The organism is Pseudomonas sp. B1-22, assembly GCF_050474425.1.
Classification (GTDB): domain Bacteria; phylum Pseudomonadota; class Gammaproteobacteria; order Pseudomonadales; family Pseudomonadaceae; genus Pseudomonas.
Window position 1 is genome coordinate 15,963 of sequence record NZ_JBCHVH010000003.1, and the last position, 22,444, is coordinate 38,406.

The following is a 22,444-nucleotide window of genomic DNA, read 5'->3' on the forward strand; positions in this document are numbered from 1 at the left end:
GCCCTGCTGACGAAGCCCGGCGGCGCGCGCGCCGTTGGCCGGTGCGCACAAATCCGTTAGCTTCACCAGGCGATCGCAGGAGGGCTTGGCCGATGCGCAAATGGCAATGCGTGATCTGTGGCTTCATCTATGACGAGGCGCTGGGGCTGCCGGACGAGGGCATCCCGCCGGGTACCCGCTGGGAAGACATCCCCGCCGACTGGGTGTGCCCCGACTGCGGCACGGGCAAGATCGATTTCGAGATGATCGCAATTTCTTGATCGTTCCCCGACCGAATGAGTTTCACGCGACGGCCCGATGGCCGCCGTGCCGTCTTTACGAAGTGGCGTCTTTTGAGGTGGAGAGAGCAATGAGCGACAACGCACCGCTGGTGATCATCGGGACAGGCCTGGCCGGCTACAACCTGGCGCGCGAGTGGCGCAAGCTCGACGGCGAGACGCCGCTGCTGCTGATCACCGCCGACGACGGCCGCTCCTATTCCAAGCCGATGCTCTCCACCGGCTTCTCCAAGGACAAGGACGCCGACGGCCTGGCCATGGCCGAACCGGGCGCCATGGCCGACCAGCTCAAGGCGCGCATCCTCACCCACACCCGCGTCACCGGTATCGATCCGGGCCACCGGCGCCTGTGGATCGGCGAAGAGGAAATCCACTACCGCGACCTGGTGCTGGCCTGGGGCGCGGATACCATTCGCGTGCCGGTGGAAGGCGACGCCCAGGACCTGATCTTCCCGATCAACGACCTGGAAGACTACGCCCGCTTCCGCAGCGCGGCGGCCGGCAAGCGCCGCGTGCTGCTGCTGGGGGCCGGACTGATCGGTTGCGAGTTCGCCAATGACCTCTCCAGTGGCGGTTACCAGCTCGACGTAGTGGCGCCCTGCGAGCAGGTCATGCCCGGCCTGCTCCACCCGGCCGCGGCGCAGGCCGTGCAGCGGGGGTTGGAAGGCCTCGGCGTACGCTTTCACCTCGGCCCGGTGCTGAACCGCCTGGTGCGCGCTGGCGAGGCGCTGGAAGCGCACCTGTCCGACGGCAGCGTGATCGCTTGCGATCTGGTGGTTTCCGCCGTGGGCCTGCGCCCGCGCATCGACCTGGCCGCCGCGGCGGGGTTGGACGTCAATCGCGGCGTGATGGTCGACCGCGAGCTGCGCACCTCCCACGCCAACATCTACGCCCTGGGTGATTGCGCCGAAGTCGATGGCCTGAACCTGCTCTACGTGATGCCGCTGATGTCCTGCGCGCGTGCGCTGGCGCAGACCCTGGCAGGCAATCCGACCCGCGTGGCCTACGGCCCGATGCCGGTCACCGTGAAGACGCCGGTGTGCCCGCTGGTGGTCTCGCCGCCGCCCCGTGGCAGCGAGGGAGAATGGCGGGTGGAAGGCTCTGGCGCGGACCTCAAGGTGCTGTATCGGGATACCGCCGGTCGATTGCTCGGTTACGCACTCACCGGCGCGGCCGTTGGCGAAAAGCTCTCGCTTAACAAGGAGTTGCCAGCCCTGCTGGCGTAAAAGCCCTTTGGGGTGACGGTTTTGCTGTGGGAATGTGCCCTTAAATTGTCGGACGATACTGGCGCGCCCGCGTGCGGCGTGCCATTCTCCCCCCGTCTGCCGCAGCCTAGAGCCTGTACGGCAAGCCTGCGGTGCCTTGGGCGCTGTTGGGAAGACAGCACGGACACAACAACAACAAACCGTCAAAGAGGCATCTATATCTATGCGTAAACCAGAACTGGCCGCCGCCATCGCCGAAAAGGCCGACCTCACCAAAGAACAAGCCAACAAGGTGCTGAACGCGCTGCTGGATGAAATCACTGGCGCGCTCAATCGCAAGGACAGCGTTACCCTTGTCGGTTTTGGCACCTTCATCCAGCGCCACCGTGGCGCCCGTACCGGCAAGAATCCGCAAACCGGCCAGCCGGTAAAGATCAAAGCCAGCAATACCGTTGCCTTCAAGCCGGGCAAGGCCCTGAAAGACGCGGTCAACTGATCGCCCGGAACCCGGAGCCAGAGCGGCTCCGGGTTGCCTCCTCCGGTTACATAAACCCATCAAAAGATCGGATGTAGTCTCTTTTTTAAGTGACTACAATGCGCAGACTTTTGTCTCGAACATCGAGGTTTGTGCATGAAATTTCGTCTTTTGCTGTGGATGCTCGGGCGCATGATGGCCAAGGCCAGCCGGGAGAATCCGGCGTTCCAGAAGCAACTGGAAGGCAAGGACCTGGTGTTCCAGCTGCACACCCTCGACGGCAAGGTCGCCCGCCACTACATCGTCAAGGACCTCAAGGTCAGCGCGCGCCGCGGCACCCATCCGCAGCCGGCTTTCGCGCTCGGCTTCAAGGACGGCGCCTACGGCTTCGCCACCATGACCGCGAAGAACCCGCAGCTGGCGTTCATGCAGGGCATCCAGAACAAGGACATCCAGATCCAGGGCAACCCGGGCCTGGTGATCTGGTTCCAGGGCCTGGTGAAGTACCTCAAGCCGAAGAAGAAGGCAGCGCCGGCCAGCGAGAAGAAGGCCGCCTGAGCCATTTTCGCGCCATGAAAAAAGGCCCCGTCGGGGCCTTTTTTCGTTTTGGCGCAGGTGTCAGTGCGGCGCGTTGAACTGGCTGGCCAGCTCACGCAGCGCGGCCTCGGCGTCGAGCACCTTGCGTACCGCATCCTCGGCCTTGTCGCGGCTGATGTTCAGGCGCTCCAGCAGGTCCTGCGGAATGCCCGTCTCCGGGCCGCCGCCGATGCCGTTGTTGCGCAGCAGGCGGGTCGCCAGGCACACCAGGTTGGCGTAGGTCGCGCAGTCGCCGGCGTAGCTGGGGTCATGCTGGAAGCGCAGGGCGGTGTAGATCTCCTCGGGCATGTCCCAGGTGCGCATCAGCCAGGCGCCGATCTGCTCGCGGGTGATGCCCAGCAGGTGCTGCTCGACCAGGTTGTGCTCGACGTGCGGGTTCACTTCCAGGTGCCGGCAGATCAGCGAGAAATGCGGCGGGAAGATGTGCGCCAGCACCAGGTAGCCGATGCTGTGGAGCAGGCCGCCCAGGTAGGTCAGGCCGGCTTCCGGGCGCTCGGTGCGCGGGATGGCGCGGGTCAGGCCCTCGATCACCGCGGCGGTGTAGATCGCCTGGTACCAGTAGGGCGTGGCCTGCTGCGGCTGGTCCTTGGGCAGGGCCAGGGTCTTGCCCAGGGCCAGGCCGAGGGCGAGGTTGATCACCAGGTCGAAGCCCAGCACGCGGACGATGGCGTCCTCCACCGAGCGGATCTTGCCGGGTGCGGCGTAGTAGGGCGAGGCGGCCCAGCTGACCACCTGCGCGGCCAGCGCCGGGTCGGTCTCCACAACGCCGGTGATGTCGTCCACCGTGGCGTTGGGGTCGACGCGCAGCTTGATGATCTTCTGTGCGGTTTCCGGCAGCGGCGGAATCTCGATGGTTTCCTCGAGGCGCTGCTGGATGCGGCGGGCGGTGAAGGCCTGCACCGCCTGGGTGATTTCGGCGCGGTCGTCGTCCGGGCGGTCGAGGTTCGGCCGGATGGCTTCCAGCGGCACGCCGAAGCGCGCGGCGCTGGCTTTCTCCAGCAGGCCACGGAAGGCCGGGGTGGCGATCTCCAGCAGGACGCCGGCGGTGCCGGACTCGACCAGCAGTTGCGGCTCCTGCAGCAGGCGCTCGTCATACAGGCAGGGCGAGCTGGTCAGCGGCGGCAGGGCTGGCAGCCGGCCAAGCTGGTGCTTGCCGAGCATGCGCTCCATGCGTTCGGGCTTGACCGCCACCAGCTTGCGACCGGTCAGCTCGGCCAGGCGATTGAGGTCGAGCAGCTGGCTCTGCGGGAACAGCACCAGCAGCGTGCCGACGGCGTCTTCCAGCAGGCTGGCCTGGATGCGGCGGGCGCTGGGCAGGGAAGTGACGTCGCTGACCTCGCGATAGGCCACCCCCAGCTTGTCGAGCAGCTGCAGGATGACCTCGGGGGCCTGCGAGGAGGCGGAAGTGGCGCGTGCGGCGTCGCTCATGAATGTGATCCGGTTATCAACGGCTGGGTCGGAGTATAACCAGCCAGTCAGCGTGACCGGTCAGTCAGCCGACCGGCGAGAGTGATCTGCGTCACACTTGCCCGTATTGCTGTCCATGGCGCAGCCAGCGTGCCAGCAAGGGGCTGACCGATTGCGGCCAGTGGGCCAGCAGGGCTTGCGCGGCATCGCGTACCGCCGGCAACAGGTCGGCGTCGCGCATCAGGTCGGCGACCTTGAATTGCAGCAGGCCGGTCTGGCGGGTGCCGAGCATTTCGCCGGGGCCGCGCAGCTCCAGGTCCTTCTCGGCGATGACGAAGCCGTCGCAGGTCTCGCGCATGATCCCCAGGCGTTCGCGGCCGATCTGCGACAGCGGCGGGTGGTAGAGCAGCACGCAATGGCTCGCCGCGCTGCCCCGACCGACGCGGCCGCGCAGCTGGTGGAGCTGGGCCAGGCCCAGGCGCTCGGGGTTCTCGATGATCATCAGGCTGGCGTTGGGTACGTCCACGCCCACTTCGATCACGGTGGTGGCGACCAGCAGCTGGAGCATGCCTTCCTTGAAGGCTTCCATGACCACGGCCTTGTCCGCCGGCTTCATGCGCCCGTGGATCAGGCCCACGCGCAGCTCGCCCAGCGCCGAGGAGAGTTCCTCGTAGGTGGTTTCGGCGGCCTGGCAGGTCAGCTCTTCGGACTCCTCGATCAGCGTGCACACCCAGTAGGCCTGGCGGCCTTCCTGGCAGGCGGCGCGCACCCGTTCGATCACTTCGATGCGGCGGCTGTCGGCCACCAGCACGGTGTTCACCGGGGTACGGCCGGGCGGCAGTTCGTCGAGGATCGAGGTATCCAGGTCGGCGTAGGCGCTCATCGCCAGGGTCCGCGGGATGGGCGTGGCGGTCATGATCAACTGGTGCGGACAGAGCCGGCCGTCCACGCCTTTCTGGCGCAGGGCGAGACGCTGCTGGACGCCGAAGCGGTGCTGTTCGTCGATGATCACCAGGGCCAGGCGCTTGAACTTCACCTCGTCCTGGAACAGCGCGTGGGTGCCGACCACCATGGGCACGCCGGCGGCGATCTGCTCCAGCGCGCTGGCGCGGGCCTTGCCCTTGAGCTTGCCGGCCAGCCAGGCGACTTCGATGCCCAGCGGCTGCAGCCATTTGGTGAAATTGAGGAAGTGCTGTTCGGCGAGGATTTCGGTCGGCGCCATCAGCGCCACCTGGTAGCCGGCTTCCAGTGCCTGCAGGGCGGCGAGGGCGGCGACCACGGTCTTGCCCGCGCCGACGTCGCCCTGCACCAGGCGCAGCATGGGTTCGGGCTGGGCGAGGTCATAGGCGATCTCCGCGCCGACTCGCTGCTGGGCGCCGGTGGGCTTGAAGCCGAGGTTCTTCAGGTACAGCGGCGGCAGGCGCCTGGCTGGCGGCAGCTGCGGCGCGGCCTGGGAGCGCACGCTCTCGCGCAGGCGTTGCAGCGACAACTGATGGGTCAGCAGTTCCTCGAAGGCGAGGCGGTGCTGGGCCCAGTGGCGGCCCTCGGCGAGTTCTTCCAGGTCGGCGTCCGGCGGTGGCCGGTGCAGGTAACGGATGGCTTCGTCCAGCGGGCCCAGGCGGTAGTCGCGTGCCAGTTCCGCCGGCAACCAGTCCGGCAGGCTCGATGGGCCGAGGCGCTGCAACGTCTGCTCGCTGAGCTGGCGCAGGCGTTGCTGGGTGAGGCCTTCGGTGGTCGGGTAGATCGGCGTCAGCGTCTGCTCCACCGGCACGGCGGCGGCATCGGTGAGCGAGCGGTATTCCGGGTGGTAGATCTCCAGGCCCGAAGCGCCTGGGCGCGCCTCGCCGTAGCAGCGCAGGTGCGTGCCGCGCTTGAGGTTTTCCTTCTGCGCCTGGCTGAAGTGGTAGAAGCGCAGGCTCAGGGTGCCGGTGCCGTCCTGCAGGCGCACCAGCAGGCTGCGGCGCTTGCCCATCACCACGTCGGCGCCGGAGACGACACCTTCGACCACCGCATCCTGGCCCGGGCGCAGCGCGCCGATGGGGGTGATGCGGGTGCGGTCCTGGTAGCGCAGCGGCAGGTGGAAGAGGATGTCCTGGAGGTTCTCCAGGCCGACCTTCGCCAGCTTCTCTTCCAGCGCGGCGCCCACGCCCTTGAGCGCGGTGACCGGGACGTTCGACAGATCGGTCATGCCGGCTCGGCTTCACCCTTGACGGTCGGCTTGGCGACCGAGCACAGGCGGATCGAGTCGGCCAGCACCTCGATGGCGCGCGGCCGCGGGAAGCTGGCGCGCCAGGCGATGGCGACGGTGCGGAAGGGGACCGGCGCGGTGAACGGGCGAACCTCGATCACGCCCGGCGCGTAGTGGTGGCTGTCCACGGCGGAGAAGGGCAGCACGGACACGCCCAGGCCCGAGGCGACCATGTGGCGGATGGTTTCCAGCGAGCTGGATTCCACCGTGGTGTGCTTGTTCTCGTCGCCCTTGCGGGTGGTCGGGCAGGCTTCCAGCACCTGGTCGCGGAAGCAGTGGCCCTCGCCGAGCAGCAGCAGGCTCTTGTCGTTGAGCAGCTCGGCATCGATGCTCGGCTTCGCCGTCCAGGCGTGGTCGGCGGGCATCAGCACATAGAACGGCTCGTCGAACAACGGCAGGGTCAGCACGTCGGCTTCCTGGAACGGCAGGGCAATGATGATCGCGTCCAGCTCGCCAGTGCGCAGCTTGTCGCGCAGGATGTGGGTGAAGTTTTCCTCGATGTACAGCGGCATCTGCGGGGCGACCCGGTGCAGCTGCGGAATCAGATGCGGGAACAGGTACGGACCGATGGTGTAGATGGCGCCGACCTTCAGCGGCGAGGTCAGCTGGTTCTTGCCGGCCTGGGCCAGTTCGCGGATGCCCTGGGCCTGCTCCAGCACCTTCTGCGCCTGCGCGACGATGCCTTCGCCGACCGGGGTCAGGCGCACGGCGCTCTTGCTGCGCTCGAAGATCAGCACGCCGAGCTCGTCTTCCAGCTTCTTCACGCCCACCGACAGGGTCGGCTGGCTGACGTGGCAGCGCTCGGCGGCGCGGCCGAAATGTTGCTCCTGGGCAAGCGTGACGATATAGCGCAGTTCGGTAAGGGTCATGGCACTGAATCCGTTGAGGTGGCCCAAGCATAGCGGCTGCACCGCTGCGAACCAACCGCGCTAAACTCGCAGGCCCGATTCACGGAGCCAAGCATGAGTACGAGCACCTTCCCGAGCCTGATGATCGTCGGTTGCGGCGACGTCGGCAGCCGTCTGGGACGCCAGCTGGCCGCGCGCGACTGGCGCGTCCATGGCCTGCGCCGCAACATCGCCGCGCTGCCCTTCGAGGTGCTGCCGGTGTCCGGCGATCTGGCGCAGCTCGAATGCCCGGACACCTGGCCGGTGGGCAAGCTGGATTACCTGGTGTTCTGCGCCGCCGCGACCCAGCACGACGAGGCGGGTTATCGCGCCGCCTATGTCGACGGCCTGCGCAATACCCTCGGCTGGCTGCAACAGCGCGGGCAGGTGCCCAGGCGCCTGCTGTTCGTTTCCAGCAGCGGCGTGTACGCCCAGCGCGATGGCGAGTGGATCGACGAGACTTCCCCGGCCGAAGCGCAGAGCTACTCCGGCAGCGTGATGCTCGAAGCCGAGGGCGTGGCGCTGGAGAGCGGCATTCCCGCCAGCGTGGTGCGCCTGACCGGCATCTACGGCCCCGGCCGTGAGTGGCTGCTCAAGCAGGTGCGCGAGGGCTACCGGGTGGCCAGCGAGCCGCCGCTCTACACCAACCGCATCCATGCCGAAGACGCCGCCGGACTGCTGGCCGCGCTGCTGGAAGCCGACCGCAGCGGCGTGGCGCTGGAGGCGTGCTACCTCGGCGTCGACAACGAACCGGCGGCACTGCATGAGGTAGTCGGCTGGCTGCGCGAGCAACTGGGCGTCACCCACTGGTCCGACGAGCAGAGCGTGCGCCGCGCCGGCAGCAAGCGCTGCAGCAACGCCCGCGCCCGCGCGCTGGGCTGGGAGCCGCGCTACCCGAGCTTCCGCGAAGGCTACGCGGCGATCCTCGCTGGTAAAGACGACTGAGATGGACGCCAACCGGCTGCTGGCGCGCCCCTGGTTGCCTGGGGTGGAGCTGTTCCATGCGGACTTCTCCGGGCAGCCGTTCGGCCGTCACAGTCATGACGCCTTCGCCATCGGCGCCATCCTTCATGGCGCCGGCGGCTACCAGTGCCGCGGCGCGCACCACGTGCTGCCCGCCGGCACCCTGTCGCTGATGAACCCGGAGGAGCCGCACACCGGCAATGCCGAGTCCGAGCGGCTGGTCTATCGGATGCTCTACATCGAGGAGTCGCGCCTGCTGCCGCTGCTCGGCCGCAAGCAGTTGCCGCGCGGCTTCCAGGCACTCAACCCGAACGACGACGGGCAAGTGGCGGAGGCGTTGCGGCGCGTGGCCACGGAGTTCGAGCGCAACGATGCGCTGGCGCTGGAAAGCGAATTGCTGGCGCTGCTGGAGCTGGTGTTCGTCCGCCACGGCGGTATGCGGCCGACTGCGTCGGCAGCCCGCGACGGCGGCGTCACCGCGAAACTGCGCGACTACCTGGAAGCGCATTACCGCGAGGCCGTGAGCCTCGAAGAGCTGGCTGCTCTGCTGCAACGCCACCCGCGCCATCTGATCGAAGCCTTCCGCAATGCCTATGGCGTGCCGCCGCATACCTACCTGCTGCAACGGCGCATCCGCGAGGCCAAGCGCCTGCTGGTGGCCGGTGAGAAGCCGCTGGAGGTCGCGCTGGCGCTGGGTTTCTACGACCAGGCGCATTTCTCCGGCACCTTCCGCCGTTTCACCGGTGTCACGCCGGGACGCTTCCTGCGCGCCACGCGTACCTGAGTTTCTTCCAAGACTGCCCGGGGCCGGCCCTTCCAGACTGCGCGACGCCGCATTCGGGAGATCGTCATGTTCGCCGCCTTCGCGCTGGTCGCCAGCACCCACTTCGCCGCCCTGCTGTCGCCGGGGCCGGATTTCTTCCTGCTGATCCGTGCCGCGCTGCTGCGTGGTCGCCGCCATGCCGACGGCTGCGCGGCGGGCATCGCCCTGGCCAATCTGGCGAGCATGCTGCTGGTGCTGTTCGTCCTTGGCCTGTTGCCGGACGTGGCAAGCCACGGGCTACGCGTGGTGCAGCTGTTGGGCGGTGCGTATTTCGTCTGGCTCGGTGGCCAGGCGCTGCTGGCGCGGCGGGCGCTGGAGATACCCTCGGAGATGGGCAACCACAAGGCTGGCGGCTTCTGGCGTGGGGTACGTGAGGGGCTTCTCGCCAGCAGCCTGAACCCGAAGCTGCCGATCTTCTACACCGGGCTGTTCGGCGTGCTCGGCCAGTTCCAGCTGCCCGGCTGGGCGCTGGGCGCCTGCGTGCTGTGGATGGGCGCGGTGGTGTTGCTGTGGGACTTGCTGCTGGTGCGCCTGCTGGATCGCCCGCGCTGGCGCGGCTGGCTGAAGCGCCGGGTGACGGCGCTGGACCGCCTGTGCGGCGGCCTGTTGCTGGCGCTGGGGGGCTGGTTGCTATGGAGCGGGCTGCGCTGATCTTGTCGATCTAGCCCGCCCGCTCGCCCGGATCAGTCGCGCTCCAGGGTCCAGACCTTGTTGCCGCGCTCGTACTCCGGCATCTCGTCTGCCTGGGCGTGGTTCACCGCCTCGAACAGCTCCAGCGTGTCTCCGTCGCGTTCGAACAGGTACTCGCGGCCCTGCTGGCCCTGTTGCAGCCAGATGCTGTCGTTGTCGCCGCTCATGGCCGCGCAGTCGCCGGCCAGGCACAAGGCGTAGCGGTCGGCGCCCGGCATGCCTTCGAGGCTGCCGTTGGGCAGGAACTTCACTTCGCTGCCTTTGCCCTGGCCTTCCTCGATGATCCAGGTGCCCTTGAGATAAGCCTCGTACAGCGCGGTCTGGAAGGTGCTGCCGGCCGGGCTCTGGGCGGCGGGCTGCTGCTTCGGGCGGACGAAACGCTGCTCGGGCCAGTTGTCGCTGCCCACCTGCACCAGCTCCTTGCCGTCCAGCTCCAGGCTTTCCTGGTTGCTGCCGTAGAAGTCGACGCGGTAATGCTTGGGGTCCTCGGCGGTCAGCTGGCCTTCACCCAGCTCGAAGCCGTTGCTGAAGGTGGCCTGGCTGGCCTTGGTGTCCAGCTTCCATTCCAGGTTCGGACCGTAGGCCAGCAGCGCTTCGCGCAGCTTGCCGCCCTTGCCGGCGGCATCGATGGCGGCCTGGTTGACCCAGACGCCGGAAGGGTCGGAAGGGGTGCCGGCGCAGCCGGTGAGCAGGCCGATCAGGGCGCTCAGGATCAGGGCGCGACGCATGTTTGCTCCTTGCAGACAAAGGAACGGGGCCGCTGGGGCCCCGTAGGTGTTTCGAATCGCTTATTCCAGGACGACGATGGCGTCCATCTCGACCTGGGCACCCTTCGGCAGGGCGGCAACGCCGATGGCGGCGCGGGCCGGGTAGGGCTGGGTGAAGTACTTGCCCATGATCTCGTTGACCTTGGCGAAGTGCGACAGGTCGGTGAGGAAGATGTTCAGTTTGGCCACGTCGTGCAGGTAGCCGCCGGACGCCTCGATCACCGCTTTCAGGTTCTCGAAGACCTGGACGGTCTGCTCTTCGAAGCCCTCGACCAGTTCCATGGTTTGCGGGTTCAGCGGGATCTGACCGGAGACATACACGGTGTTGCCAGCCTTGATCGCCTGGGAGTAGGTGCCGATGGCGGCCGGGGCTTTGTCGGTGTGGATAACGGTCTTGGTCATGTCGACTCCTTAGGGTGGGATCAGCTGCGCATGCGGGTGATGCGAATCACGCCCTTGAGCGCGCGCAGCTTCTTGATGACGCGGGCCAGGTGCACGCGGTCGTGCACGCTGACGACCAGCTGGACCACGCTGATGCGACCATCGCGTTCGTCCATGCTGATCTTTTCGATGTTGCCGTCGGCGGCGTTGACGCTGGTGGCGAGCAGGGCGATCAGGCCGCGCTGGTGCTCCAGTTCGACGCGCAGTTCGACGTTGAACTCCCCGGTGACATCCTTGGCCCAGCTGAGCTGGATGCATTTTTCCGGGTTGTGGCGAATCTCGCTGATGTTCTTGCAGCTTTCCAGGTGCACCACCATGCCCTTGCCGGCGGACAGATGGCCGACGATCGGGTCGCCCGGGATGGGCGTACAGCACTTGGCGTAGCTGAGCACCAGGCCCTCGGTCCCGCGGATCGCCAGCGGCCCTTCGCTGCTCGGCGTGGCGCTCTCGCCCTCGCTGGACAGCAGGCGACGCGCGACCACATAGGCCATGCGGTTGCCCAGGCCGATCTCTTCCAGCAGGTCCTCGAAGACCTCCATGCGGTACTCGTTGAGCACGCCCTGGATGCGTTCCTGCGGAATCTTCTCCAGGTGGCTGTCGAAGCCGGCGAGGGTCTTGTTCAGCAGGCGCTCGCCGAGGTTGATCGACTCGGAGCGGCGCTGCAGCTTGAGCGCGTGGCGGATGTGCGTGCGCGCCTTGCCGGTGACCACGAAGTTGAGCCAGGCCGGGTTCGGCCGGGTGCCCGGCGCGGTGACGATCTCCACCGTCGCGCCGCTCTGCAGCGGTTCGGACAGCGGCGCCAGGCGGCGGTTGATGCGGCAGGCGATGCAGCTGTTGCCTACGTCGGTGTGCACCGCATAGGCAAAATCGACCGCCGTGGAGCCCTTGGGCAACTCCATGATGCGGCCCTTGGGCGTGAAGACGTAGACCTCGTCCGGGAACAGGTCGATCTTCACGTTCTCGATGAACTCCAGCGAGTTGCCGGCGCGTTGCTGCAGTTCGAGGATGCCCTTCACCCACTGGCGGGCGCGGGCATGGGTGCCCTTCTGGGCTTCCTCTTCACTGGACTTGTACAGCCAGTGCGCGGCGATCCCGTGGTTGGCCATCTCTTCCATCTCGCGGGTGCGGATCTGGATCTCGATGGGCACGCCGTGCATGCCGAACAGCGTGGTGTGCAACGACTGGTAGCCGTTGGCCTTGGGAATCGCGATGTAATCCTTGAAGCGACCGGGGAACGGCTTGTACAGGTTGTGCACGGCGCCGAGCACGCGGTAGCAGGTGTCGACCTTGTCGACGATGATGCGGAAGGCGTAGACGTCCATGATCTCGTTGAACGCCTTGCGCTTGCCGCGCATCTTCTTGTAGATGCTGAACAGGTGCTTCTCGCGGCCCAGGACCTGGCCTTCCATGCCTTCGCGGGCGAGGCAGTTGACCAGCGACTCCTGGATCTTGCCGACGATCTCGCGGCGGTTGCCGCGGGCCTTCTTCACCGCCTGGCGGATGCGCTCGGAGCGCATCGGGTGCATGGCCTTGAAGCCCAGGTCCTCGAATTCCACGCGCATGCTGTGCATGCCCAGCCGGTTGGCGATGGGGGCGTAGATTTCCAGGGTTTCCTTGGCGATGCGGCGGCGCTTCTCGCCCGACAGCACTTCCAGGGTGCGCATGTTGTGCAGGCGGTCGGCCAGCTTGACCAGGATCACGCGGATGTCGCGCGCCATGGCCATGGCCATCTTCTGGAAGTTCTCGGCCTGCGCCTCGGCCTTGGACTCGAAGTTCATCTGGGTCAGTTTGCTGACCCCGTCCACGAGTTCCGAGACGGTCTCGCCGAACTGCGCGGTGAGCGCTTCCTTGGCGATGCCGGTGTCCTCGATCACGTCGTGCAGCATGGCCGCCATCAGGCTCTGATGGTCCATGTGCATGTCGGCGAGGATGTTGGCGACGGCGAGCGGATGGGTGACGTAGGCCTCGCCGCTGCGGCGGCGCTGCCCGTCATGGGCCTGCTCGGCGTAGTAATAGGCGCGGCGGACCAGGTTGACCTGATCCGGGCCCAGATAGCTCGACAGTCGGTCGGCGAATGCATCTATGCCCGGCATGGGTTCACCCCCTGCCGAGCAGTCTGTCGCGGCGCGCCTTTTCGTCGGCCCGACATCGACTTACAGGGCCTCGTTGTTGGCCTCGTCTTCGAATGCAGCGAACAGCGGCTCTTCTTCAACCACGTCCTCCTGCTGAACGATTTCAGCATCCACCAGGCCCGAGGCGATCTCGCGCAGAGCGACGACGGTGGGCTTGTCGTTTTCCCAGGCTACCTTCGGCTCCTTGCCGCCGGTGGCCAGCTGGCGAGCGCGCTTGGTGGCGAGCATGACCAGCTCGAAACGGTTATCGACGTTGTCCAGGCAGTCTTCAACGGTGACGCGGGCCATGGTGTTCCTCGTTACGAAAATGGATGCCCGGAAATACCGGGCGGACTGAATAGTCTAAAAAATCGCCAATCTTTATGGAAGAGCCTTCGCTCTGCTCATTCAGGCCAGCAATCGTTGCAGCAGTTCGGTATGCCGTTGCTGCTGGGCGTCCTGGCGCAGCTGGCGGGCGCGGAAGATCGCCTTGAGGTCCTCCAGCGCATGGGCGAAGTCGTCGTTGATCACCAGGTGATCGTACTCGACATAGTGGCTCATCTCGCTGACGGCTTCCTGCATGCGTCGCTCGATTACCTCGTCGGTGTCCTGGCCACGGTTGGTCAGGCGCTGACGCAGGGCCTCCTGGCTCGGCGGCAGGATGAAGATCGACTGCGCCTGGGGCATCAGCCGGCGCACCTGCTGCGCGCCCTGCCAGTCGATCTCGAGGATCAGGTCGAGACCTTCCTTCAGGGTCTTCTCCACCCAGCGCTGCGAGGTGCCGTAGAGGTTGCCGAAGACTTCCGCGTGCTCGAGGAACTCGTCGCGCTCGAGCATGGCGGTGAAGGTGTCACGGCCGACGAAGTGGTAGTTCACCCCGTCCACTTCGCCCGGGCGCATGCCGCGGGTGGTGTGGGAGACGGAGACGCGCACGGCGGGCATGGCGTCGAGCAGCGCCTTGACCAGGCTGGTCTTGCCGGCGCCGGACGGGGCGGAAACGATGTACAGAGTGCCGGACATGGCGCTTTCCTGGAGTTGCGGTTGACGGTTGGGTAGCCGGGAGACGCCCGGTTTACTCGATATTCTGGACCTGTTCGCGCATCTGCTCGATCAGCACCTTGAGGTTGACCGCGGCCTGGGTGGAGCGCGGGTCGAACGCCTTCGAACCCAGTGTGTTGGCCTCGCGGTTGAGTTCCTGCATCAGGAAGTCCAGGCGCCGACCGGCGGCACCGCCGGCCTTGAGCACGCGGCGCACTTCGGTGACGTGGGTGGTCAGGCGGTCGAGTTCTTCGGCGACATCGCTCTTCTGCGCCAGCAGGACCATCTCCTGCTCCAGGCGCTGCGGGTCGAGTTCGGCCTTCATTTCGAGGAAGCGGTCGAGGATCTTCTGCCGCTGGTTGGCCAGCATCTCCGGCACCAGCTGGCGCAGGTTGACGACTTCTTCCAGCATCGATGCCAGGCGTTCGTCGATGATCTTCGCCAGTTCCGCACCTTCGCGGGCGCGGCCGGCCTTGAGCTCGTCGAGGGCCTGGTTGAAGGCGGCGATGGCGGCGGCGTTGAGCGCCTGCGGATCGGCGACGTCGGCCACCAGCACGCCCGGCCAGGCCAGCACGGCCAGCGGGTCGAGCGGGGCGGGCTGCTGGATCAGGCCGGCAACGGTCTCGGCGGCGGCGACCAGCTGGGCGGCGCGTTCGCGGTCCACCTGCAGCGTCTTGCTGGCGTTCTCCTCGACGAAACGCAGGGTGCACTCGACCTTGCCGCGCGACAGGCCCTGGCGCAGGGCTTCGCGCACCGTGCCTTCGAGGTCGCGGAAGGCCTCGGGCAGGCGCAGGTTCGGCTCGAGGTAGCGATGGTTGACCGAGCGCAGTTCCCAGCTGAGGGTCCCATGGGTACCGGCCCGCTCGACGCGGGCGAAGGCGGTCATGCTGTGCACCATGGGGTTACCTCGCAGGTTGTTCGTGACTGGGAATCCGAGGCTCGCAGTCCGAAGAAAATGGGCCGACAGGTCGTCGGAAACCGGCAATTGTACCCCAGCGCGGCGCGCCGCCGCACGCCGGCGGTGGTTGCGTCCGTCCGCTGGCCTCTATAATGGCGGTCATTCCCCCGCCAGCAACTCTGTACAGGATGCCTCCATGAACCGTCCCAGTGGCCGCGCCGCCGACCAACTGCGCCCGATCCGTATCACCCGCCATTACACCAAGCACGCCGAGGGCTCCGTGCTGGTCGAGTTCGGCGATACCAAGGTGATCTGCACCGTCAGCGCCGAATCCGGTGTGCCGCGCTTCCTCAAGGGCCAGGGCCAGGGCTGGCTGACCGCCGAATACGGCATGCTGCCGCGCTCCACCGGCGAGCGTAACCAGCGTGAAGCCGCGCGCGGCAAGCAGGGTGGCCGCACCCTGGAGATCCAGCGCCTGATCGGCCGTTCCCTGCGCGCCGCGCTGGACCTGACCAAGCTGGGCGAGAACACCCTGTACATCGACTGCGACGTGATCCAGGCCGATGGCGGCACCCGCACCGCCTCGATCACCGGTGCCACCGTGGCGCTGATCGACGCGCTGGCCGTGCTGAAGAAGCGCGGTGCGCTCAAGGGCAATCCGCTCAAGCAGATGGTCGCCGCCGTGTCCGTGGGCATGTACCAGGGCGAGCCGGTGCTGGACCTGGACTATCTGGAAGACTCCGCCGCCGAGACCGACCTGAACGTGGTCATGACCGATGCCGGCGGTTTCATCGAAGTCCAGGGCACCGCCGAGGGCGTACCCTTCCAGCCGGCCGAGCTGAATGCCATGCTGGAACTGGCGCAGCAGGGTCTGCGCGAGCTGTTCGAACTGCAGCGCGCCGCACTGGCCGACTGAGCCGACGAACGGCGAACCCGCCTGGTCTTCAACTGCAAGGAGCGAGAGGATGAGCGACGAAATGCCGGTGCAACACAGCGAACCGGGCCGCGAAGCCCGGCAATGGGCGATGTTTTGCCATTTTGCCGCCTTCCTCTGCCTTGTCTTCCCCTTCGGCAACCTGATCGGGCCGCTGATCGTCTGGCAGATCAAGCGCGAGTCGGATCCCTTCGTGGACCGGCAAGGCAAGGAAGCGATGAACTTCCAGATCACCGTCAGCCTGGCGGTCGTGGTCAGTTGCCTGCTGATGCTGGTAGTGGTCGGCTTCTTCCTGCTGGGGCTGGTCAGCGTCGGTGCGCTGGTGCTGACCATCATCGCCGGGATCAAGGCCAATGAAGGGGTGGAGTACCGCTATCCCTTCACCTGGCGGCCGATCAAGTAGCCGCCCTGCGGACATGAAAAAGCCGGCTCGAAGCCGGCTTTTTTCTGGCTGCACTCAATGCAGCTTACGAGAGGGGCGTCAGATACTGAGCGCCCAGTCGTAGTCCACGATCAGCGGCGCATGCTGGGAGAAGCGCGGCTGACGCGGCAGCTTGGCACCGCGCACGAAGCGGCGCAGACCCGGCGTGAGGATCTGATAGTCGAAGCGCCAGCCCAGGTTGAGCATCTCGGCCTGTTCGCTGTCCGGCCACCAGCTGTACTGGTCGCCTTCGCGATTGACCTCGCGCAGGGCGTCGACATAGCCCATGGTGCCGAACACTTCATCCATCCAGCCGCGCTCCGGCGCCATGAAGCCGGGCATCTGCTGGCATTCGCGCCAGTTCTTCACATCCAGCTTCTGGTGCGCGACGTAGAGCGAGCCGCAATAGATGTATTCGCGGCGCTTGCGGCGCTGCTTGTTCAAGTACTGGGCGAAATCATCCATGAACTTGAACTTGTGGTTCAGGTTCTCGTCCCCTTCCTGCCCGGTAGGCAGCAGGAGCGTGGCAATACTCACCTTATCGAAATCGGCTTGCAGGTAGCGCCCGTAACGATCGGCCATCTCGAAACCCAGCCCGCTTATGACGGCCTTGGGTTGCAGACGGCTATAGATTGCGACGCCACCCTGACTGGGCACTTCGGCATCGCAGGCGTACAGGAAGTAGCCATCCAGTTGGTAGGATGGGTCATCCAGATCGAAAGCGGAGGCGCGGGTATCCTGCAAGCAGATCACGTCGGCATTCTGGGCTTGCAGCCAACTGAGCAATCCACGCTCGGCTGCAGCCTGAATACCATTCACGTTCACACTGATGATCCGCATAAATGGCCCCCAAAATCACGTGTGTGTATGATACCCGAGCTCAAACGGTTTAGCTAAATTCATACCGGCCGGTTCTCTCCCATGCAGCCATATCAACGCGATTTCATCCGCTTCGCCATCGAGCGCGGCGTACTGCGCTTCGGCGAATTCACCCTCAAATCCGGGCGCACCAGTCCCTATTTCTTCAACGCAGGCCTGTTCAACACAGGCGTGGCGCTGGCCCAGCTGGGACGTTTCTACGCCAGCGCGGTGGTCGACAGCGGCATCTCCTTCGATGTGCTGTTCGGCCCGGCCTATAAAGGCATCCCGCTGGCGGCCGCCACCGCCATTGCGCTGGCCGAACAGCATGGCCGCGACCTGCCCTGGTGCTTCAACCGCAAGGAAGCCAAGGACCACGGCGAAGGCGGCACGTTGGTTGGCGCGCCGCTGACCGGCCGCGCGCTGATCATCGACGACGTGATCACCGCCGGCACCGCCATCCGCGAAGTCATGCAGATCATCGATGCGCAGGGCGCCCAAGCGGCCGGCGTACTGATCGCGCTGAACCGTCAGGAGCGCGGCAAGGGCGAGCTGTCGGCGATCCAGGAAGTCGAGCGCGACTTTTCGATCCCGGTCGTCAGCATTGTGTCGCTGGAGCAAGTGCTGGAATATCTTGCTGGTGATGCGCAGCTGAAACAGCACCTGGCTGCTGTCGAGGCGTATCGCGCGCAGTACGGTATCTAACCGCAACAAGGTGTCAGGCATGGCCGAGCAGGGTGCGTTCAGCTACAGGATATTGATCGGACTTCTGGGGGCCATGCTCGCCGGTCAGGCGCTGGCCGCCGGAGATTCCAAGGAGATGTACCGCTACATCGATGACAAGGGCGGGATCGTCATCGACCGGCAGGGTGTGCCCTCGGAGTTCATCGGCAAGGGTTACGAGGTGCTCAACGACCAGGGGCGCGTGGTCCGCGTGGTGCCCCCGGCGCCGACGCCCGCCGAGATCGCGCAACGCAAGGCCGATGCCGCGCAGGCCAGTTCCGATGCGCAGCTGCTGCGCCTGTACACCAGCGTGAACGACGTGGATCTTGCGCGAGACCGCAAGCTGACGGAGCTGGACGCCCTGAGTGGCGTGACCAAGGGTAATCTGCAGGCGCTCAAGAACCAGCAGGCCGCCTTGCAGGCCCGGGCTGCCGACCAGGAGCGCGCCGGCCGCCAGGTGCCGGCTGACCTGGAAGCCCAGCTATCCAACCTGCGCGATGAGGCGAAGCGCCTGGACCAGGACCTCGACCGCTACAAGCAACTGCGAGAGCGTGCCATGTCGAGCTTCGCGGCCGACCGCGCGCGCGTGGCGCAACTGCTCGGCACGTCGCGCTGAGCCCGGCGGTTCACTGCTCCGGCGTACGCCTTTCGAATTCGTTGATCTTCCCGCGCAGCCAATCCGGCAAGGGCTGGCTGGTGCGATCCTCGCCAGCATAGGCGTAGATCAGCTCCCCCAGCGTCAGCAACTGCTCGTCGCACCAGATCCCCACCTGGAAGGTCAGGCTGCTGCGTCCCAGGCGGCTCACCCGCACGCCCAGCTCCAGCCAGTCGTCGAAGTGCGCCGGCGCCAGGTATTCCAGGGTGGTCTTGACCGCGAACAGATCACCGCCGCCGCGCAGCAGGTCGGCCGGGTAGCTCACGCCCAGGTGGCGGTAGTACTCGGTGGTGGCGACGTCGGCGTAGGTCAGGTAATTGCCGTTGAAGACGATTCCCTGTGGGTCGACCTCCGACCAGCGCACGCGCAGGCCATGGAAGAAGCTGAAATCGTTGCGGGCGACGGGAGAGGTAGCCATACAAAACTCCAGGCAAAAAAACACCCGCGAGGATCGCTCCTGGCGGGTGTCTTGATCAGTGCTTCCTGCGGTTGGTGATCAGGGTGCCGACGCCGCTGTCGGTGAAGATCTCCAGCAGCACGGCGTTGGGCACGCGTCCATCGATGATGTGCGCGCTGGTCACCCCGCCCTGGACCGCTTCCAGGGCGCAGCGGATCTTCGGCAGCATGCCGCCGTAGATGGTGCCGTCGGCGATCAGCTCGTTGACCTGCTCGGTGGTCAGGCCGGTGAGCACCTCGCCCTGCTTGTCCATCAGGCCGGCGATGTTGGTGAGCAGCATCAGCTTCTCGGCCTTCAGCGCCTCGGCCACCTTGCCGGCCACCAGGTCGGCGTTGATGTTGTAGGACTCGCCGTTGGCGCCCACGCCGATCGGCGCGATCACCGGGATGAAGTCGCCCTGCACCAGCATGTTCAGCAGGTCGGTGTTGACGCTCACCACTTCGCCCACATGGCCGATGTCGATGATTTCCGGCGTGGTCATCTCCGGGGTCTGGCGAGTGACGGTGAGCTTCTTCGCGCGGATCAGCTCGGCGTCCTTGCCGGTCAGGCCGATGGCGCTGCCGCCATGACGGTTGATCAGGTTGACGATGTCCTTGTTCACCTGGCCGCCGAGAACCATCTCCACCACGTCCATGGTCTGCGCGTCGGTGACGCGCATGCCATCGATGAAGTGGCTCTCGATCGACAGGCGCTTGAGCAGGTCGCCGATCTGCGGCCCGCCACCATGAACCACCACGGGGTTGATGCCGACGGCCTTCATCAGCACCACATCGCGGGCGAAGCTGTTCTTCAGCTCGTCCGTTTCCATGGCGTTGCCGCCGTACTTGATCACCAGCGTCTTGCCGACGAACCGGCGGATATAGGGCAGGGCTTCGGCAAGGACGCGGGCAACCTGGGCGGCGTCATCGCGGCTCTGGGTCATGGTGGGCTCCGGCTAAGTGCTACAGGGTCAGAAGGGCAGGCTGAGGGCGGGGTCGACCGCTTTCAGCTGGGTACGGAACACTTCCTTGATGCGTTCCAGTTCGTCCTGGGAGTCCGCCTCGAAACGCAGGACCAGCACCGGCGTGGTGTTGGACGCGCGAACCAGGCCCCAGCCTTTGGGATAATCCACACGCACGCCGTCGAGGGTGGTGAGGTTGGCTTCGCCCCACTGGCCGCGGGCCTGCAGCGCCTCGATCAGGGCGAACTTGCCCTCGTCGGTGACGGTGATGTTGATTTCCGGGGTGGAGATGTCCAGCGGGAACGCGGAGAACACGCGCTCGGCGTCGCGCTTGTCCAGGCTGATGATTTCCAGCAGTCGAGCGGCGCTGTAGATGCCGTCGTCGAAGCCGTACCAGCGTTCCTTGAAGAAGATGTGGCCGCTCATCTCGCCGGCGAGCAGGGCGCCGGTTTCCTTCATCTTCTTCTTGATCAGCGAGTGGCCGGTCTTCCACATCACCGGACGACCGCCGTAGCCGCTGATCAGGGAGATCAGGCGACGGGTGCATTTCACGTCGAAGATGATGTCGGCGCCCGGGTTGCGGGAGACCACGTCCTTGGCGAACAGCATCAGCAGGCGGTCCGGATAGATGATGGTGCCTTCGTTGGTCACCACGCCCACGCGGTCGCCGTCGCCGTCGAAGGCCAGGCCGATGTCGGCGCCGGTCTCTTTCACCTTGGCGATCAGGTCTTCCAGGTTCTCGGGCTTGCCCGGGTCCGGGTGGTGGTTGGGGAAGGTGCCGTCGACGTCGCAGTACAGCGGGATCACGGTGCAGCCCAGGGCTTCGATCAGCTGCGGGGCGATCACGCCGGCCACGCCGTTGCCGCAGTCCACCACGACCTTCAGCGGACGGGCGACGGCGATGTCGTCGCGGATCTGCTGGAAGTAGCGCGGCAGGATGTCGAGCTGCTGCACGCTGCCCACGCCGGTGGCCAGGTCGTTGTTCTCGATGCGCTCGCGCAGGGCCTGGATCTGTTCGTTGGCCAGGGTTTCTCCGGCGACGACGATCTTGAAGCCGTTGTAGTTCGGCGGGTTATGGCTGCCGGTGAGCATCACGCCCGACTTGCCTTCCAGCACGTTGGCCGCGTAGTACAGCACCGGGGTCGGCACCATGCCGATGTCGGTGACGTTGCAGCCGCAATCGAGCAGGCCCTGGATCAGTTGCTGCACCAGCTCGGGGCCGGACAGGCGGCCGTCGCGGCCGACGCTGACGTTCGGTTCGCCGCGCGCCAGGCTCTCGGAGCCGATGGCACGACCCACCCAGTAGGCGGTATCGGCGGTCAGGGTGTCACCGACAACGCCGCGGATGTCGTAGGCGCGGAAGATGCTGGCGGGCAGTTGCGGGGCTTTTGGCGTGCTCATAGCGGTGGTTTGCTCCAATCCCAGGAGATCCTGGTCTTCATCAAGTATGTCGATATCCAGCGTGTCGGAATTCTGGAACAGCGGATCGACCAATGGCGTCTCGGTGGCAGCCGGGGCGCGCGCCGGGGTGGCCATGGGGGCCGCCTGGGCGGGTGCGTCGGGGCTGCTGGCACCGGGGGTTTCGGCCTTGCGGCGTGGTTGGCGGGCCAGCGCCTGAGCCACCGCCTGCAGGCTTGCAAGGCTCAGCTCAGGAGCTTTGGCAATGCGGCCGCCGGCGAGTTCCTGAGCGAACTGGCCGAGGGTCTGGGCATCCTTGTTCACCCGGCGCTGCAAACCGCTCTGCGCCAGGTAGGCGCCGAGCAGCGAGCCGGCCAGCGCGAGCAGGGCGGCCAGGCCCAGCAGTACGGGGGAATACAGCGGGGCGACCAGTGCCGGCCCCGGGGTGAAGCTGAGTTTCCAGTTCGGATTGCCACTGCCCAGTGGTTGCGCCGGAGCGTTGGCGGCCTGGCCGGATTGCAGCAGCATCTGCGCCGGCGAATTGCCGAACTGCTGGGCCAGCTGCAGTTGGCCGACATCGACGGGCATCGACGGCAGGGCGCCCAGCAGGCGTTGCAGGTCGAGCACCAGCAGCAGGCTGCCCTGGATCGAGTTGTCCGCGGCGCGCAGCGCGGTGGCGCTGTACAGCAGCCAGCGCTGGCCGACCTTGTAGGCCTCCGGGGTGACGACCTGGCCGGCTTCGACGCGGTGCAGCATGTCCAGCGCCGCGTAGTTGAGCGGGCCGGGCCGTTGCGTGTCCTGCACGGCCTGGCCGTTGGCGTTCAGGTGGACGTCCACCAGGCCATCCATGTGCCATTGCGCGAGGGATTTCTCCAGCGCGGCGATGCGGGTGGGGTCGTTGCTCTGCAGTGTCGGCAGCAGTTCCGGGTTGCCGGCAACGGTGCGATTGTCGGCGGCCAGCTGATTCAGCGCCTGGCGCAGGGCGCCGGCCTGGTTTTCCGACCAGGCGCTGGCCAGTTGCTGGCGATGCACCTGTTCGGCGCTGCCGAACAGGCTGAACCAGAGCAGTGCGCCCGCGGCGGCGACGCCAGCAGTGGCGACCACCAGTGCCGGCAGCAGCGGCCTCAGATCGACCTTCGCGGCGGCCAGGCGCCTGCCGGACTTGCCTGCCGGTGCGATCTCCGGCAGGTCACCTGCATCCTTGGCGGTGCGTTGGAAAAGTTTCATGCA

At 66.3% G+C, this 22,444-nt stretch carries 24 protein-coding genes; 11 read left to right on the top strand and 13 right to left on the bottom strand.

All coding sequences use genetic code 11. From position 1 onward, the window contains the following. Positions 1–92: 92 nt before the first annotated feature. The 4 genes from ACQ5BL_RS12080 to ACQ5BL_RS12095 all read left to right on the top strand — a co-directional run bounded on the left by ACQ5BL_RS12080 (position 93) and on the right by ACQ5BL_RS12095 (position 2,516). Entirely contained in the window at positions 93–260 is a 168-nt protein-coding gene (locus ACQ5BL_RS12080; protein WP_152227373.1) for a rubredoxin, read from the top strand. An 89-nt stretch (positions 261–349) separates the two neighbouring features. Continuing rightward, the gene (locus tag ACQ5BL_RS12085; protein WP_243803882.1) at positions 350–1,504 is read left to right on the top strand and encodes an NAD(P)/FAD-dependent oxidoreductase; all 1,155 of its coding nucleotides are present in this window, start codon (positions 350–352) and stop codon (positions 1,502–1,504) included. Positions 1,505–1,706: 202 nt separating this feature from the next. Further along, entirely contained in the window at positions 1,707–1,979 is a 273-nt protein-coding gene (locus ACQ5BL_RS12090; RefSeq protein WP_009614168.1) for an HU family DNA-binding protein, read from the top strand. A gap of 135 nt (positions 1,980–2,114) precedes the next feature. Then, complete coding sequence (locus ACQ5BL_RS12095) at positions 2,115–2,516, top strand: helicase (RefSeq protein WP_207886781.1); 402 nt, start codon at positions 2,115–2,117, stop codon at positions 2,514–2,516. A gap of 60 nt (positions 2,517–2,576) precedes the next feature. Here ACQ5BL_RS12095 and ACQ5BL_RS12100 read toward each other — a convergent pair whose 3' ends face one another. The 3 genes from ACQ5BL_RS12100 to oxyR form a co-directional block, all read right to left on the bottom strand. After that, positions 2,577–3,983 (bottom strand): HDOD domain-containing protein, encoded by a 1,407-nt coding sequence (locus tag ACQ5BL_RS12100; RefSeq protein ID WP_430293139.1) that lies wholly within the window; start codon positions 3,981–3,983, stop codon positions 2,577–2,579. A gap of 91 nt (positions 3,984–4,074) precedes the next feature. Further along, on the bottom strand, positions 4,075–6,150 hold the full coding sequence (gene recG / locus ACQ5BL_RS12105) for an ATP-dependent DNA helicase RecG (RefSeq protein ID WP_243803885.1): 2,076 nt from the start codon (positions 6,148–6,150) through the stop codon (positions 4,075–4,077). Then, positions 6,147–7,079, bottom strand: a complete 933-nt coding sequence (gene oxyR, locus ACQ5BL_RS12110) for an oxidative stress transcriptional regulator OxyR (RefSeq protein WP_015479567.1) — start codon at positions 7,077–7,079, stop codon at positions 6,147–6,149. Before oxyR ends, recG begins: the two co-directional genes overlap by 4 nt. Before the next feature lie 93 nt (positions 7,080–7,172). Between oxyR and ACQ5BL_RS12115 the strand changes: the two genes are divergently transcribed. The 3 genes from ACQ5BL_RS12115 (at position 7,173) to ACQ5BL_RS12125 (ending at position 9,534) form a co-directional block, all read left to right on the top strand. Beyond that, entirely contained in the window at positions 7,173–8,042 is an 870-nt protein-coding gene (locus tag ACQ5BL_RS12115; RefSeq protein ID WP_243803887.1) for an NAD-dependent epimerase/dehydratase family protein, read from the top strand. 1 nt (position 8,043) lies between these two features. Next, complete coding sequence (locus tag ACQ5BL_RS12120; RefSeq protein ID WP_243803888.1) at positions 8,044–8,844, top strand: helix-turn-helix transcriptional regulator; 801 nt, start codon at positions 8,044–8,046, stop codon at positions 8,842–8,844. 66 nt (positions 8,845–8,910) lie between these two features. Further along, a complete protein-coding gene (locus ACQ5BL_RS12125; protein WP_243803890.1) occupies positions 8,911–9,534 on the top strand; it encodes a LysE family translocator in 624 nt (207 codons plus the stop codon). 32 nt (positions 9,535–9,566) lie between these two features. Here the strand turns inward: ACQ5BL_RS12125 and ACQ5BL_RS12130 are convergent, their stop codons facing one another. The 6 genes from ACQ5BL_RS12130 to ACQ5BL_RS12155 form a co-directional block, all read right to left on the bottom strand. After that, on the bottom strand, positions 9,567–10,301 hold the full coding sequence (locus tag ACQ5BL_RS12130; RefSeq protein ID WP_243803892.1) for a hypothetical protein: 735 nt from the start codon (positions 10,299–10,301) through the stop codon (positions 9,567–9,569). A gap of 60 nt (positions 10,302–10,361) precedes the next feature. After that, on the bottom strand, positions 10,362–10,742 hold the full coding sequence (locus ACQ5BL_RS12135; protein ID WP_152227352.1) for a RidA family protein: 381 nt from the start codon (positions 10,740–10,742) through the stop codon (positions 10,362–10,364). 20 nt (positions 10,743–10,762) lie between these two features. Continuing rightward, positions 10,763–12,874: a bifunctional GTP diphosphokinase/guanosine-3',5'-bis pyrophosphate 3'-pyrophosphohydrolase gene (gene spoT / locus ACQ5BL_RS12140; protein ID WP_207886774.1), complete on the bottom strand. Its 2,112-nt coding sequence runs from the start codon at positions 12,872–12,874 to the stop codon at positions 10,763–10,765. Between the two features lie 60 nt (positions 12,875–12,934). Further along, positions 12,935–13,201, bottom strand: a complete 267-nt coding sequence (gene rpoZ / locus ACQ5BL_RS12145) for a DNA-directed RNA polymerase subunit omega (RefSeq protein WP_043256481.1) — start codon at positions 13,199–13,201, stop codon at positions 12,935–12,937. Positions 13,202–13,300: 99 nt separating this feature from the next. Beyond that, entirely contained in the window at positions 13,301–13,912 is a 612-nt protein-coding gene (gene gmk / locus ACQ5BL_RS12150; protein WP_207886773.1) for a guanylate kinase, read from the bottom strand. Between the two features lie 52 nt (positions 13,913–13,964). Then, entirely contained in the window at positions 13,965–14,828 is an 864-nt protein-coding gene (locus tag ACQ5BL_RS12155) for a YicC/YloC family endoribonuclease (RefSeq protein WP_207886772.1), read from the bottom strand. 196 nt (positions 14,829–15,024) lie between these two features. On the opposite strand from ACQ5BL_RS12155, the gene rph reads away from it, so the two are divergent. Then, positions 15,025–15,744 (top strand): ribonuclease PH, encoded by a 720-nt coding sequence (gene rph / locus ACQ5BL_RS12160; RefSeq protein WP_152227344.1) that lies wholly within the window; start codon positions 15,025–15,027, stop codon positions 15,742–15,744. A gap of 49 nt (positions 15,745–15,793) precedes the next feature. Beyond that, entirely contained in the window at positions 15,794–16,165 is a 372-nt protein-coding gene (locus tag ACQ5BL_RS12165) for a DUF4870 domain-containing protein (protein ID WP_207886770.1), read from the top strand. Between the two features lie 78 nt (positions 16,166–16,243). Here ACQ5BL_RS12165 and ACQ5BL_RS12170 read toward each other — a convergent pair whose 3' ends face one another. Next, on the bottom strand, positions 16,244–17,023 hold the full coding sequence (locus ACQ5BL_RS12170; RefSeq protein ID WP_207886769.1) for an exodeoxyribonuclease III: 780 nt from the start codon (positions 17,021–17,023) through the stop codon (positions 16,244–16,246). Between the two features lie 81 nt (positions 17,024–17,104). On the opposite strand from ACQ5BL_RS12170, the gene pyrE reads away from it, so the two are divergent. Beyond that, on the top strand, positions 17,105–17,746 hold the full coding sequence (pyrE, locus tag ACQ5BL_RS12175) for an orotate phosphoribosyltransferase (protein WP_207886768.1): 642 nt from the start codon (positions 17,105–17,107) through the stop codon (positions 17,744–17,746). A gap of 19 nt (positions 17,747–17,765) precedes the next feature. After that, on the top strand, positions 17,766–18,380 hold the full coding sequence (locus tag ACQ5BL_RS12180) for a DUF4124 domain-containing protein (protein ID WP_430293140.1): 615 nt from the start codon (positions 17,766–17,768) through the stop codon (positions 18,378–18,380). 10 nt (positions 18,381–18,390) lie between these two features. Here the strand turns inward: ACQ5BL_RS12180 and ACQ5BL_RS12185 are convergent, their stop codons facing one another. Genes ACQ5BL_RS12185 through ACQ5BL_RS12195 form a run of 3 tightly spaced genes read right to left on the bottom strand, consistent with a single transcriptional unit; the run spans position 18,391 to position 22,441 of the window. Further along, positions 18,391–18,837, bottom strand: coding sequence for an acyl-CoA thioesterase (locus ACQ5BL_RS12185; RefSeq protein ID WP_243803893.1), 447 nt, complete (start codon positions 18,835–18,837; stop codon positions 18,391–18,393). 55 nt (positions 18,838–18,892) lie between these two features. Then, positions 18,893–19,798 carry an acetylglutamate kinase gene (gene argB, locus ACQ5BL_RS12190; protein WP_207886766.1) on the bottom strand — a complete coding sequence of 302 codons (906 nt, stop codon included), beginning with the start codon at positions 19,796–19,798 and terminating at the stop codon, positions 18,893–18,895. Positions 19,799–19,825: 27 nt separating this feature from the next. Next, positions 19,826–22,441, bottom strand: coding sequence for a phosphomannomutase/phosphoglucomutase (locus ACQ5BL_RS12195; RefSeq protein WP_430293141.1), 2,616 nt, complete (start codon positions 22,439–22,441; stop codon positions 19,826–19,828). Positions 22,442–22,444: the final 3 nt, after the last annotated feature.